Annotated in this window: 17 protein-coding genes; 4 read left to right on the top strand and 13 right to left on the bottom strand. The window is 55.7% G+C overall.

The genetic code is table 11. From position 1 onward, the window contains the following. The first annotated feature begins 32 nt into the window (after positions 1-32). On the top strand, positions 33-440 hold the full coding sequence (locus ABLV07_RS16620) for a hypothetical protein (RefSeq protein ID WP_126338554.1): 408 nt from the start codon (positions 33-35) through the stop codon (positions 438-440). Then, positions 440-757 carry a hypothetical protein gene (locus ABLV07_RS16615; RefSeq protein ID WP_058674352.1) on the top strand — a complete coding sequence of 106 codons (318 nt, stop codon included), beginning with the start codon at positions 440-442 and terminating at the stop codon, positions 755-757. The genes ABLV07_RS16620 and ABLV07_RS16615 overlap by 1 nt, the downstream gene beginning before the upstream one ends. 1 nt (position 758) lies before the next feature. On the opposite strand, the gene ABLV07_RS16610 is transcribed toward ABLV07_RS16615, so the two are convergent. From ABLV07_RS16610 to dnaB, 6 genes are all read right to left on the bottom strand, one after another. After that, positions 759-1112 carry an MmcQ/YjbR family DNA-binding protein gene (locus tag ABLV07_RS16610; RefSeq protein WP_020079872.1) on the bottom strand — a complete coding sequence of 118 codons (354 nt, stop codon included), beginning with the start codon at positions 1110-1112 and terminating at the stop codon, positions 759-761. A 3-nt stretch (positions 1113-1115) separates the two neighbouring features. Then, positions 1116-1532, bottom strand: a complete 417-nt coding sequence (locus tag ABLV07_RS16605) for a secondary thiamine-phosphate synthase enzyme YjbQ (protein WP_171824964.1) — start codon at positions 1530-1532, stop codon at positions 1116-1118. Between the two features lie 141 nt (positions 1533-1673). Beyond that, positions 1674-2387: an acid phosphatase AphA gene (gene aphA / locus ABLV07_RS16600; RefSeq protein WP_015368752.1), complete on the bottom strand. Its 714-nt coding sequence runs from the start codon at positions 2385-2387 to the stop codon at positions 1674-1676. 248 nt (positions 2388-2635) lie between these two features. Next, positions 2636-3829, bottom strand: a complete 1194-nt coding sequence (tyrB, locus tag ABLV07_RS16595; protein ID WP_110916348.1) for an aromatic amino acid transaminase — start codon at positions 3827-3829, stop codon at positions 2636-2638. A gap of 184 nt (positions 3830-4013) precedes the next feature. Then, positions 4014-5093 carry an alanine racemase gene (gene alr / locus ABLV07_RS16590; RefSeq protein ID WP_110916349.1) on the bottom strand — a complete coding sequence of 360 codons (1080 nt, stop codon included), beginning with the start codon at positions 5091-5093 and terminating at the stop codon, positions 4014-4016. A gap of 31 nt (positions 5094-5124) precedes the next feature. After that, complete coding sequence (dnaB, locus tag ABLV07_RS16585; protein ID WP_015368755.1) at positions 5125-6540, bottom strand: replicative DNA helicase; 1416 nt, start codon at positions 6538-6540, stop codon at positions 5125-5127. Between the two features lie 52 nt (positions 6541-6592). On the opposite strand from dnaB, the gene ABLV07_RS16580 reads away from it, so the two are divergent. Continuing rightward, positions 6593-7576, top strand: a complete 984-nt coding sequence (locus ABLV07_RS16580) for a quinone oxidoreductase (protein ID WP_110916350.1) — start codon at positions 6593-6595, stop codon at positions 7574-7576. A gap of 193 nt (positions 7577-7769) precedes the next feature. Here ABLV07_RS16580 and pspG read toward each other — a convergent pair whose 3' ends face one another. The 3 genes from pspG to ABLV07_RS16565 form a co-directional block, all read right to left on the bottom strand. Continuing rightward, on the bottom strand, positions 7770-8012 hold the full coding sequence (gene pspG / locus ABLV07_RS16575) for an envelope stress response protein PspG (RefSeq protein WP_015368757.1): 243 nt from the start codon (positions 8010-8012) through the stop codon (positions 7770-7772). A gap of 153 nt (positions 8013-8165) precedes the next feature. Next, the gene (dusA, locus tag ABLV07_RS16570; RefSeq protein ID WP_080709064.1) at positions 8166-9164 is read right to left on the bottom strand and encodes a tRNA dihydrouridine(20/20a) synthase DusA; all 999 of its coding nucleotides are present in this window, start codon (positions 9162-9164) and stop codon (positions 8166-8168) included. Positions 9165-9266: 102 nt separating this feature from the next. Then, the gene (locus tag ABLV07_RS16565) at positions 9267-9755 is read right to left on the bottom strand and encodes a cupin domain-containing protein (RefSeq protein ID WP_015368759.1); all 489 of its coding nucleotides are present in this window, start codon (positions 9753-9755) and stop codon (positions 9267-9269) included. Between the two features lie 114 nt (positions 9756-9869). Here ABLV07_RS16565 and zur point away from each other — a divergent pair, with 114 nt between their 5' ends. Next, positions 9870-10385, top strand: a complete 516-nt coding sequence (gene zur / locus ABLV07_RS16560) for a zinc uptake transcriptional repressor Zur (RefSeq protein WP_015368760.1) — start codon at positions 9870-9872, stop codon at positions 10383-10385. A gap of 80 nt (positions 10386-10465) precedes the next feature. On the opposite strand, the gene ABLV07_RS16555 is transcribed toward zur, so the two are convergent. The 4 genes from ABLV07_RS16555 to ABLV07_RS16540 all read right to left on the bottom strand — a co-directional run bounded on the left by ABLV07_RS16555 (position 10466) and on the right by ABLV07_RS16540 (position 13374). Beyond that, entirely contained in the window at positions 10466-10675 is a 210-nt protein-coding gene (locus ABLV07_RS16555; protein ID WP_015704042.1) for a CsbD family protein, read from the bottom strand. Between the two features lie 175 nt (positions 10676-10850). Beyond that, positions 10851-12176, bottom strand: a complete 1326-nt coding sequence (gene dinF / locus ABLV07_RS16550) for an MATE family efflux transporter DinF (RefSeq protein ID WP_015704041.1) — start codon at positions 12174-12176, stop codon at positions 10851-10853. Positions 12177-12274: 98 nt separating this feature from the next. After that, positions 12275-12883, bottom strand: a complete 609-nt coding sequence (gene lexA / locus ABLV07_RS16545) for a transcriptional repressor LexA (RefSeq protein WP_015704040.1) — start codon at positions 12881-12883, stop codon at positions 12275-12277. A 122-nt stretch (positions 12884-13005) separates the two neighbouring features. Beyond that, positions 13006-13374, bottom strand: a complete 369-nt coding sequence (locus tag ABLV07_RS16540) for a diacylglycerol kinase (RefSeq protein WP_015368764.1) — start codon at positions 13372-13374, stop codon at positions 13006-13008. Between the last annotated feature and the right edge of the window lie 45 nt (positions 13375-13419).

The raw sequence follows: 13419 nt of genomic DNA, 5'->3' as shown, positions 1-13419 counted from the left end.
AGTCGCTATCGTCCACCGATGCCGGGAAAACTATGCGAGTACCACGCCTCATTCCGTTATTTGTTATCGCCGCCGCGCTATGTACGTTAAGCGCCTGCTCATGGGTTGGCCGCTACAGCGATACGGCCTATCAGCAATTGCTCACACTCAAGCAGTTGCATTTGCAGTTCATCGCCACCGCAGCGACGGAGGACGATCAACAATTGAACAAGGAAGATGAACAGATTCGCCAGCAGTTCACGCAGGCGATCGCCCAAGGCGACGCGCTGCGCCAGGAAAATTTCAGGATACTTGAAGGTAACTATTTACGCGTTTACGCCCATCGCCAGATGCTGGGCGCGCCCTTTACCCCTGCCGAAGCGCAATATTTAACGCGGCAGACCATTTATCTCTATCAACAGGCTATCGCTGGCGAATGTCAGCGTACAGGGAGGGAATAATGCCGACAACCATGGAGATTCGCGCACTGTTGTCCGCTTGCGCGATTGATAGCGCCGAATGGATGCCATTACTGAATAGAGTACTTGGCGATGAGCAGCGCGAAGTACGCGATAGCGCCATCTTTTTGCTACAGGCATTGCAGCAAAAAGCTCAGGGCTGGCTGACCGAAGACGATCTACGGCTACTGCTGGAAGGTCAGCGCGATATTGCCCGCATTCGCGCCAACAACCAGAGCATCGCGCGCCAGGCGCAGCTGAAGGCGACGTTGTTACGGCTGCTCGATATCACGCTGCTGGCGCTGGCTGGCAGGCTATAAGCTAGGCCAACTGCCTCCGCTTATCCTCCGACAGCAGGTCGACCGCCTGTTGATAGGAAGCATCCACCAGGTAGTAAATCTGCGAGTCTGGCAGAGAGCCATCGAGGAAAACCGTGCTCCAGTGAGCTTTATTCAGATGCCTGCTGGGGCGAACATCGCGATGTTGTTCGCGCAGCAGCTCGGCAAGCTCCGGGCTGGTCTTTAACGCAACGGCCGGCCGCTTATCCTCCACCTCTTTCACCATGGCGAATAACACATCCGCGACCTTGATTTGCGTCGCTTTCCAGTCGCTATGAACACTTTGCTCCGCGCCCGGCTTCGCCATGCAGTACTGCAGTAGATCCGATATGGTCATTTTTTATTCTCCCATGAGCGTTGCGACAATATGCCGCGAATCGCCGTGAATACGATGCTCCCCCAGCCAGATCCCCTGCCAGGTCCCTAACATGACGTTGCCGTTCTGCACCGGCAACATCAGGGAAACGCCCAGCAGCGATGATTTAATGTGCGAGGGCATATCATCAGGACCTTCATAATCGTGTTCATACGGCGCGTTGTCTGGTACGGCATTGAGGAAATGCTGTTCCATATCAAAACGGACCGTAGGATCGCAGTTCTCATTCAACGTCAGGGAAGCGGAAGTATGCTGGAGTAACAGATGCAGCAGGCCAACCTTGATATGCGAGAGTTCGCGGATTTGACCAATAATTTCATTGGTTACCAGATGGAAACCACGAGATTTCGGGCCTAATGTCAGGGTTTGCTGATGCCACATAAACGACTCCTGTAATGTGTGAATCCTTCTAAGTTTGCAGCAAGAAGCGAAAAGGTAAAACCTCAAAGGCTGAAATTCGTACAAAAAAAAGACAGCCTGCGGCTGCCTTCTCGTATTCAGATGCGTTGCGTTTTACACGCCTTAATATTCTGAATTCACAATCACCTCTTCTCCTTGCGACCCGGCCATCGGCAGCGGTTTATAGGAGGAGTTTGCCGCACGCAGCACGCGAATTCCTCGCGCATCGGCATCGCGGGCCGCCGAGATATCGTTGTCAGAGTCACCGTAGAAGACTTTGATATTCTTCTCGCGTAACCACTGAGTTTTCGTGTTCTGGCCGGGCTTATCGCCGGCAAAAATCACCGGGTTCATGTTAGCACCGGGGATCAGGAAATCATCCTGCAGGGTTTTGGAGACGGTCTCAGTTTTGGTCTGGCTGCGGCCGGTGACGAAATAGATGCTGTCGCCGCGCTTAATATGCATCGCGATCAGCTGGCGGCCCACTTCTTTCGGCATACTGAACTCGTCCCAGCCGTTATTCATCTTTTCCCAGAACTCCGGGTTCTTCAGATAGGCTTCGCTGCCGGGAGAATAGGTTTTTTGCCCGCGCCAGAAACCGGGGCTGGAAAATAACACGGTATCATCGATATCGAAACCCACCGCCATCGGCGCGCGACCCAGCAGGCTATTTTCGATTTGCGCCACCGATACCCAATGGATCGGCGCCTGTTCGGCGAGTTTCGCAACATTCGTCCCTTCCCAAATGGGCTGTGGAGTGGACGCGCGAGCGACAACGGAGCTATTTAAAGCAAACAACAGACAAGTGGCGCTAATGGCCAAAGTTAACTTACGCATATTTATCCCTATGCCCCTCATGCGCCAGGCCGCTTAGCGGCAACCTGAGTTATTTTGGGTCTAAATAATCGATTCGTTATTATTTTTAATAATGAGTGAGCGCATTAATGCCCCAAAACCTTAACGCCTGCCCACACAGATAGAAAGGACTTTCTGCTCAGATGTCATATAAAAAGAGCATGATCACACTTCGGAGGTAATACTACCCTCGCCTTAACGCTGGCGAGGGCAAGTTAGTAAGTAAGCACTTACATTACGACAGCAAACGCCTGAGCGACGCGCTGGACGTTACGCGAGTTAAGTCCCGCCACGCACATCCGGCCACTGGCAATCAGGTAAACGCCAAACTCTTCGCGTAGACGCTCCACCTGTGCCGCGCTCAATCCGGTGTAGCTAAACATGCCGCGCTGCTTCAGCAGGTAGTCAAAGTTTTTGCCGGGAACGGCCTCTTTCAGCGCATCCACCAGCGTCTGACGCATCACCAGGATGCGGGTACGCATCGCTTCCACTTCCGCCAGCCATGAGGCTTTCAGCGCCGGGTCGTTCAATACTGCCGCCACCACCTGCGCGCCAAAATTAGGCGGGCTGGAGTAGTTACGACGCACCGTCGCTTTCAACTGGCCCAGCACGCGGCCAGCGGTTTCCGCGTCATCGCAGACGATTGACAGGCCGCCGACGCGTTCGCCGTACAACGAGAAGATTTTGGAGAATGAGTTGCTAACCAGCATCGGCAGGCCGGCGCTGGCAATCGCGCGGATAGCGTAGGCATCGTCTTCCATGCCGGCGCCAAAGCCCTGATAGGCGATATCGAGGAAAGGAATTAAATTACGTGCTTTCAACACTTTAACAACTTCATCCCACTGTGCGTTACTCAGATCGGCGCCCGTTGGGTTGTGGCAACATGGATGCAGCAGCACGATATCCCGCTCAGGGAGCGTCTGTAGTTTGGCGAGGAAGGCTTCAAAACGTACGCCGTTGGTCTCATCATCGAACCATGGGTAAGTACTTACTTCGAATCCAGCCCCTTCAAATATGGCGATGTGGTTTTCCCAGGTCGGGTCGCTAACCCATACGCGAGACTGTGGGAAGTAGCGTTTAAGGAAATCGGCGCCAACCTTCAACGCGCCGGAGCCACCCAGGGTTTGAATTGACGCTACGCGGTTTTGTTTTAGCACCGGATGATCGGCGCCAAACAGCAGCGGCGCAATGGCGTGGCGGTAGCTATTGAGCCCTTCCATCGGCAGATACAGCGAGGCGCCGTGCGGCTGGGCATTGAGTCGTGCTTCGGCATCCGCCACGGCCTGTAGTTGCGGAATAATGCCGTCTTCGTTGTAGTAAAGACCGATGCTGAGGTTCACTTTGTCACTACGCGGATCTTCTTTGAAACGCTCCATCAAGGAGAGAATGGGGTCGCCGGCGTAGGCGTCAACTTTTTGAAACACGAGATGTATCTCCAGGTTTACGAAAGCAGGTATTTACACAATAAACCGGAAGTTGGGGAAGGTCGAGGGGATGTTGGTAAGTTATCGACAAAGATCGCTGCAAACCTGGGCGACGCCGCGCGCCGCCCCTGCTCATTACCCCGATAAGCGTAGCGTAATCGGGGAAATATGCCACTGACCGTAGTTAGTCGAGGTAACGGATAGCCAGCCTGGAGGTCAGGCGAGTGATAAGTTCGTAAGCACTCACTTTCGTTATTTCCGCGATGCGCTCAACGGGGAGCCCTTCCCCCCATAACACAACCGGATCGCCGGCTTGATCCTGCGCCTGAGGGCCGAGGTCGACGCAAATCATATCCATCGCCACGCGGCCGACTATCGGCACTTCGCGGCCGTTGACCAGCACCGGCGTGCCGGAGGGCGCGGCGCGTGGATAGCCATCGCCATAGCCCATCGCCACGACGCCGAGGCGGGTATCGCGCTCGCTAATCCAGGTGCCGCCGTAGCCCACCGGCTCCCCGGCTTTATGCTCGCGCACCGCAATCAGGCTGGAGGTCAGCGACATGACCGGCAGGCAGCCGAAATCCTCACCGGTAGAGTGGTTCTCCAGCGGCGAAACGCCATAGAGAATGATGCCCGGCCGCGCCCAGTCGAAATGCGACTGCGGCCACAGCAGGATCCCGCCCGAGGCGGCAATAGAACGCAGCCCCGGCTTACCTTCGGTAAAGGTGGTGAAAATATCCAGCTGACGCTCGGTCGCGCCGCATTCAGGCTCATCGGCGCGAGCGAAATGGCTGACGATATTCACCGGCTGGCGGACATTTTTGCACCGGCTTAGCCGCTGATAGAACGTTTCGGCCTGTTCCGGCAGTACACCAAGACGATGCATACCGGTATCCAGCTTCATCCAGACGGTAACCGGTTCGGCCAGTTCCGCTTGTTCGAGCGCCGCCAGCTGTTCCGGGCTATGTAACACGGTATGCAGGCGCTGCGCGGAAATCAGCGCCAGATCCGCCGCTTCAAAGAAACCTTCCAGCAGCAATATCGGTTGGGTAATACCCCCTTCACGCAGGCGCAGCGCCTCTTCCAGGCGGGCGACGCCGAAGGCATCGGCGTCGGTCAGCGTTCGCGCGGTCTCAAGAAGGCCGTGTCCGTAGGCGTTCGCTTTCACCACCGCAACCAGTTTGCTGGCAGGAGCCAGTTCACGCAGGCGTTGCAGGTTGTGTCGCAGAGCGCGGCGGTTGATAACTACAGTTGCCGCTTGCATTTGAATTCCTTAAAAAAAGACAGACAGAGGTTTACTCATCGTCATACTGAGGGCCGGCATAATTATCGAAACGCGACCACTGGCCGTTAAAGGTCAGTCGTACCGTACCGATCGGGCCGTTACGTTGTTTACCAATGATAATTTCAGCAATCCCTTTTAAATCACTGTTCTCGTGATAAACCTCATCACGGTAGATGAACATGATTAAGTCGGCATCCTGTTCAATAGAGCCGGATTCACGCAGGTCGGAGTTGACCGGGCGCTTATCGGCGCGCTGTTCCAGAGAGCGGTTCAGCTGCGACAGCGCCACCACCGGCACCTGCAACTCTTTTGCCAGCGCCTTCAGCGAGCGGGAGATTTCGGCGATCTCCAGAGTACGGTTGTCGGAGAGCGACGGTACGCGCATCAGCTGCAGGTAGTCGATCATGATAAGGCCGATACCGCCGTGCTCGCGGGCGATACGTCGGGCGCGCGAACGCACTTCCGTCGGCGTCAGGCCGGAGGAATCATCAATATAAATGTTCCGTTTTTCCAGCAAGATACCCATAGTGCCGGAGATACGCGCCCAGTCTTCATCGTCCAGTTGGCCGGTACGGATACGAGTCTGATCGACGCGCGATAGCGAGGCCAGAGAACGCATCATGATCTGCTCGGAGGGCATCTCCAGACTGAATATCAATACCGGCTTATCCTGCAACATCGCCGCGTTTTCCACGAGGTTCATCGCAAATGTCGTCTTACCCATCGAAGGACGCGCGGCGACGATAATCAGATCCGAAGGCTGTAGCCCAGCGGTCTTTTTGTTGAGGTCGTCATAGCCGGTATTCACCCCGGTGACGCCATCGTGCGGCTGTTGGAACAGCTGCTCAATACGGGCGACGGTGGCATCGAGCACATCGGCGATGTTCTTCGGCCCTTCATCTTTGTTGGCGCGGCTTTCGGCAATTTTAAATACCCGCGATTCCGCCAGATCCAGCAGATCCTCGCTGGTGCGCCCCTGGGGGTCGAAACCGGCTTCGGCGATTTCGTTGGCCACCGAAATCATTTCACGCACCACCGCGCGTTCGCGCACGATGTCGGCATAGGCGCTGATGTTCGCCGCGCTTGGCGTATTTTTGGAGAGTTCGGCCAGATAGGCGAAGCCGCCGACGCTATCCAGTTGCCCCTGACGCTCCAGCGACTCCGCGAGGGTGATCAGGTCAATCGGGCTACCTGACTCTTGCAGACGCGCCATCTCGGTAAAGATATGACGATGCGGACGGGTATAGAAATCTTCCGACACCACCCTTTCGGCGACGTCGTCCCAGCGCTCGTTATCCAGCATTAAACCGCCCAACACCGACTGTTCCGCTTCAATCGAGTGCGGCGGGACTTTCAACCCGGCGAGCTGCGGATCGCGTTCGCGAGGTTCTGTCTGTGGTTTGTTGAAGGGTTTATTTCCTGCCATAGTGAATGGAGTTACCTGTAAATGAGAGACACAAAATTATAAAGGAGTTCACATGGCAACACGAATTGAATTTCCCGCGCATGGAGGCCCCGAGGTGCTGCATGCGGTCGAGTTTACCCCCAACGATCCTGCCGAGCACGAAATCCAGGTAGAAAATAAAGCTATCGGTATCAACTACATCGACACCTACATCCGCAGCGGCCTGTATCCGCCGCCCTCGCTGCCGAGCGGTTTGGGCACCGAAGCCGCCGGTATCGTCAGTAAAATCGGCAGCGGCGTTAAACATATCAAGGTTGGCGATCGGGTGGTGTACGCCCAGGCCGCGCTTGGCGCTTATAGCTCGGTGCATAACGTGCATGCCGATAAAGCGGCGATTTTACCCAATGCGATTTCCTTTGAGCAGGCCGCCGCCTCGTTTCTGAAAGGGCTGACGGTATGGTATCTGCTGCGCAAAACCTACGAGATTAAAGCCAACGAGACCTTCCTGTTCCACGCGGCGGCGGGCGGCGTGGGGCTGATTGCCTGCCAGTGGGCGAAAGCGCTGGGGGCGAAACTTATCGGCACCGTCGGCAGCGAGCAAAAAGCGCAGCGCGCCCGGCAGGCCGGCGCCTGGGAAACCATTAACTACCGCGAAGAGAATATTGCCGAGCGCGTCAAGGCGCTGACCGGCGGCAAAAAAGTCGCCGTGGTTTACGATTCCGTAGGTAAAGATACCTGGGAGTCCTCGCTCGATTGTCTTCAGCGGCGTGGGCTGATGGTCAGCTTCGGCAATTCATCTGGCCCGGTAACCGGCGTAAATTTGGGTATCCTCAATCAGAAAGGCTCACTCTATGTGACCCGCCCTTCTCTGCAAGGCTACATCACCAACCGGGAAGAGCTGACGGAAGCCAGCAATGAACTGTTTTCGCTGATCGCCAGCGGCGTGATCAAGGTCGATGTCACGGATAATCAGAAATACGCCCTGCGTGACGCCCGGCACGCGCATGAGATTCTGGAAAGCCGGGTGACCGAGGGGTCGAGCCTGCTGCTGCCGTAACGGGGTGAGATCGCCAGAAAAGTTTAGGGCCTCCTGACGGAGGCCCTGACTTTTTTTGTTCGGCTGTATGTAGGGTACAGCGCGATGAATTCGTTATCGCGCTAATAGTGACAGATTTAATACGCAATGCCTACGCTGTTTTATGCAAAATTACTCAGGTTGTGACATACCGCTCAATACCCAAAATGTTGGCTTAATAGCGCCAGCGATCTTCACGACGATAGCGGGTGGTCGTCGGCGATTTCATCGCCCGAATGACCCATACGACAGCCACCGCCAGCAGCAGCCAGGGTAGCAGTTTAAACATTAATGCGAACAGGCCGCCGAAGAACATCAGCGCCGTGGCGACAACCAGCGCGGCAATAATGCCAAGCAGCGAGATGCCGGTGACCAGCAACATGACAAAAAAGCCAATAACAAATAAGAGTTCCAGCATGGTCTTCTCCCGAAAAAATAACCAGATAGCCGATTAGCTATTTCAAGAGTCATTTTCAAGAATCATGCCAGGTATAACTCATTGAATTAAAACAAAACGCCCTGCAGCAATAGCGCAGGGCGTGGCGAAAAAGACCAGGTTTTAGCGAAAAAATTAACGCTTATCGGCAACCAGCTTCAGCGCGTGCTCCAGCACGTTGATATCGGCGCCCGCTTTGTGGGCGTTTTCGCTGAGATAGCGGCGCCACTGACGCGCACCGGGGATCCCCTGGAACAATCCCAGCATATGGCGGGTGATATGACCCAGATAGGTACCGTTGCTGAGCTCACGCTCGATATAGGGGTACATTGCGCGCACCACCGCCACCGGATCGGCATCCGCGCCGTTGACGCCGAAAATCTCACGATCCACCGAAGCCAGAATGCCCGGATTTTGATAGGCTTCACGCCCCACCATCACGCCATCCATGTGCTCAAGCTGCAGTTTGGCCTCTGCCAGAGATTTAATTCCGCCGTTAATCGCCATCGTCAGATGCGGGAAATCACGTTTTAGTTGCCAGACGCGCGGATAATCCAGCGGCGGGATTTCACGGTTCTCTTTCGGGCTCAGGCCGGAAAGCCAGGCTTTACGGGCGTGAATGATGAACATTTCACACTCCCCTTTGCCGGAGACGGTCTCAATGAAATCACACAGGAATTCATAGCTATCCCGATCGTCAATGCCAATACGGGTTTTTACCGTTACCGGGATCGACACCACGTCGCGCATCGCTTTGATGCAGTCCGCCACCAGCGCGGCATTGCCCATCAGACAAGCGCCAAACATCCCGTTCTGCACGCGGTCAGAGGGGCAACCGACATTGAGGTTAATCTCATCATAGCCGCGCGCCTCGGCGAGCTTCGCGCATTGCGCCAACGCCGCAGGATCGCTACCGCCCAGCTGCAGCGCTACCGGATGTTCTTCCTCGCTATAGGCCAGATAGTCGCCTTTACCGTGAATAATCGCGCCGGTGGTGACCATTTCGGTATACAACAGAGTATGGCGCGACAGCAGACGCAGGAAGTAGCGGCAATGTCTGTCGGTCCAATCGAGCATGGGCGCGATAGAAAAACGGTGGGCGGCAAAAGCGGTAGACGTGGATTCTGGCATCATGGCGAATAAATAAGCATCCGGGTAAAAAGGGGCGCTACTATAGCACAAACACAAACCACGGCGCATAGCGTCGAACGCCACGCGCCATGGTCAAAATGTTGCCTATATTTTACGCGGTTTACCGTCGTGCGGGCCAAAGAACTGCGGAGGGTGATCCACCCAACGGTCCTGGCGAGTCGCTGCATAGCCCGGGTTCAGCGGATAGTAAATACGGTTGTGCTTTTTATTTGCCTCGCCAACGACCAGCAGTCGCACCTCCTGCTCGGTATTATTCAGGAAGGTATGACATACGCCAGTTCCCGCCGGAAAGCCGACGCTATCGCCCGGTTCCAGCTTCCATAGATAGCCATTGATCCAGACTTCCGGAAAGCCTTCCAGCACGTAGATAAACTCTTCTTCATCGCTTTCCGCGTGCGGATAAGAGGTTCTGCGTCCCGGCGGTAAACGTTCATGATGGATGCCCAGCCGATTTAGCCGTAGGCCGCGGGCAAGAGGCGCGCCAATAGAAAAAAGCTCGTGACTATCGGGGTAGGTGGAATCATCCGCACCTTCCAGTTCGCGCCAATGTCGAATGCAATCAGGTCGTTTCATCGTTTTCTCCCGAAAATGAGATACATCAGGTATAGCAAAGCTTGCAGGTTCTCGGCGTTTTACCTGGTTCGTGATAAAGTAACAGTTTCAACATCACGCAACCAGAGGATGCTCATGGATAACACCACTTCGCAAGAAATGTTAGCGCAGGCTGAAAAGCTTTGCGTGCAACGTGGCGTACGCCTGACCCCGCAGCGTCTGGAAGTGTTGCGTCTGATGAGCCTGCAGCAAGGGGCGATTAGCGCCTACGATCTGCTGGATCTGCTGCGTGAAAAAGAGCCGCAGGCGAAGCCGCCGACGGTCTATCGCGCGCTGGAGTTTCTGCTGGAGCAAGGTTTTGTGCACAAAGTGGAATCGACCAACAGCTATGTGCTGTGCCACCTTTTCGATCAGCCAACCCATAGTTCGGCGATGTTTATCTGCGATCGCTGCGGCGTGGTCAAAGAAGAGTGTGCGGAAGGCGTAGAAGATATTATGCATACGCTGGCGGCCAGAATGGGCTTCGCTCTACGGCATAATGTGATTGAAGCGCATGGCCTGTGCGCGGCCTGCGTGGAAGTCGAAGCCTGCAGTACTCGCGAACACTGCCATCACGATCATACCATCCAGATTAAAAAGAAAGCCCGCTGAGTCGGGCGACGTCAGCGGGAAGCTACGGCATATCACTATGCCGTTAGACAGGCATAAACAGGGGGTCAAAACCGCGTTCGCTACCAGCGCGTATCGTTCTTACGCTCCCAGTCAGACACCTCTTTTTCGGCCTGATCTTTCGCATAGCCGTAGCGTTCCTGAATTTTACCGACCAACTGGTCGCGCTTCCCTTCAATGACCGTCATATCGTCATCGGTCAGCTTACCCCACTGTTCCTTGGCTTTACCTTTCAACTGTTTCCAGTTACCGCTGATTTCGTCTTTATTCATCATTACGTCCTCATCATTCGGTGGGTTAACAGCCCGTTTTGTTCCGGACATGGTAATAACTATAGATGACAATGCTGGCACCGATTCGTTATTCGGAATTTTTAACCATCAGGTCGATTGAAAACGCTGGGGGGATTTTCCCGGCTCGCGCTACGCTGAGCCGGGCTTTTTACATTCAGGAGGGTGAGTTAAACCAGGTGCCACGCTGCCAGTGGCGGCGCCAGATGAGCGCCAGCGAAAGCCCACGCAAAGCCAGGAACACGGCCAGCGCCAGCCACAGGCCGTGATTGCCGAGCATGGGCACAGAGAGCAACGTCACCGCAAACCCCGCAGCGGCAACCGCCATGCTATTACGCATCTCCGCGCCGCGCGTCGCGCCGATAAACATGCCATCCAGCAGATAACACCAAACGCCAATCACCGGTAGGATCATCTGCCAGAACAGATAGCGGTCTGCCAGCTGCTGCAATGATGGGATAGAGGTCAATAGCGCGATGATATGCTCACCGGCCACGCTGTAGATTAACGCGAACGCCAGCGCTACCATTCCCGACTGCCGACAGGCAGCGCGCCAGACTTCCAGCAGTTGGCTACCGTCACGCGCGCCGTAGGCTTGCCCGGAATGAGCTTCGACGGCATAGGCAAAACCGTCCAGCGCGTATGCGGTAAAGGTCAGCATGGTCATCAGTACCGCATTGACCGCCACCACGTCGCTGCCAAGACGGGCGCCGAAGACGGTGATGGCGCCAAAGCAGAGCTGCAGCAGCAGCGAGCGCAGCATGATGTCGCGGTTAAGCGCCAGCAGGCGCCGCATATTGCCGCGCCACGCCTCCTTCAACATGGCATACGTCACGCCACGCAGCGCCAGCACCCGTTTCGCCATCAGCAGGCCGATGATAAAGGTGGCGTATTCCGACAGCGCCGTCGCCAGCGCCGCCCCCTGCACGTTCATATGCAGCCCCATCACCAGCCACAGATCGAGCACGATATTCAGCACGTTGCCGACCACCAGCAGGATGACCGGGGCGCGAGCGTACTGCACGCCAAGCAGCCACCCTAACAGCACCAGGTTGGCCAACGACGCTGGGGCGCTGAGCCAGCGGATTTCCAGGAACCGCCTGGCCTGTTCCAGTACCGCCTCGCTGCCGCCGACGATATGCAGCGCGAGGTCAATGAGCGGCATGCGGAACAGAACGATGAGCAGCCCGGCGGCCAGCGCCAGGATCAGCGGTTGCACCAGCGCGCGCGCCAGGCGCTGCGGATCTTTGGCGCCATAGGCCTGAGCGGTTAAGCCAGTGGTGCTCATTCGCAGGAACAGCAGCAGCATAAAGAGGAAACTGGTGGCCGTCGCACCGACGGCAACGCCGCCAAGATAGACGGGGCTATCGAGATGACCGACAACGGCGGTATCGACCAGCCCTAACAGCGGAACGGTGATATTGGAGAAAATCATTGGTAGCGCGAGGCGCCACAATGCTTTATCGGCGGCGTTGAGCAGCATGAAGAGGGACCAGACAGAGGAGGAACATCGCAGCGTCATGCATCATGCATCATGCATCATGCATCATGCATCATGATGACGCTGCGTTAAGACGGGAGTTACAGCCACTCACCGTTACGGATCACGCCGACGGCCAAACCTTCAATGGTGAAGCTCTGCTGGCGCAGATCGACGACGATTGGGGAAAACTCGCTGTTTTCCGGCAGCAGTTCAACGACGTTGCCCTGCTTTTTCAGACGCTTAACGGTCACTTCTTCATCGATACGCGCGACAACCACCTGGCCGTTACGCACGTCCTGAGTTTTATGCACCGCCAGCAGATCGCCGTCGAGGATACCGATGTCTTTCATCGACATCCCGCTTACGCGCAGCAGGAAGTCGGCATTCGGTTTAAACATCGCCGGATCAACCTGGTAGTGACCCTCAATATGCTGCTGCGCCAGCAGCGGCTCGCCGGCGGCAACGCGGCCAATCAGCGGCAGGCCATGTTCTTCTTCCGTCAGCAGACGAATGCCGCGGGAAGCGCCGGAGACGATTTCAATCGCGCCTTTACGCGCCAGCGCTTTGAGGTGTTCTTCCGCCGCGTTTGGGGAACGGAACCCCAAGCGCTGAGCAATTTCCGCACGCGTCGGCGGCATGCCCGTTTGGCTGATGTGATCCCGGATGAGATCAAACACCTCTTGCTGCCTGGTCGTTAACGCTTTCATTCCGCCCCCTGGGTGTATATACAGTTATGCTGTGAGTATATACAGCTAATGGTGATTTTGGAACCACATATCATATAAAAATCAGGAGATTCTTTCCGTTTTGCGAGCGTTGCCGACAAGACTTAACGGTAATGCGACCACAGCAGCATGGCCCAGGTGATCAGCGCGATGATTATCGCCAGTAGTACCGCTGCCGACCCCATATCCTTGGCGCGCCCGGAAAGTTCATGGTGTTCAGGCCCGATACGATCAACCACCGCTTCAATCGCGCTGTTAAGAATTTCGACTATCATCACTAACAGGACCGAGCCAATAAGCAGGACTCGCGTAATGACATCGACATCCAGCCAGCAGGCTATCGCCACGGCCACAATAGCGGCGACCCCTTCCTGACGGAAAGCGGCTTCATTAACCCATGCCGCGCGGAAACCTTTCCAGGAATAACCTGCTGCTTTAATGATTCTGGTTAACCCAGTGGTATTATTGGCCATCAAAAAGAACCTTTTAATGTAAATGACGTCGCTGAGTGTACGTGT

The organism is Klebsiella sp. CN_Kp097 (assembly GCF_040064495.1).
Taxonomy (GTDB): domain Bacteria; phylum Pseudomonadota; class Gammaproteobacteria; order Enterobacterales; family Enterobacteriaceae; genus Klebsiella; species Klebsiella aerogenes.
The sequence above is the reverse complement of the archived record's forward strand: the minus strand, read 5'-3'. Positions and strand labels throughout refer to the sequence as shown.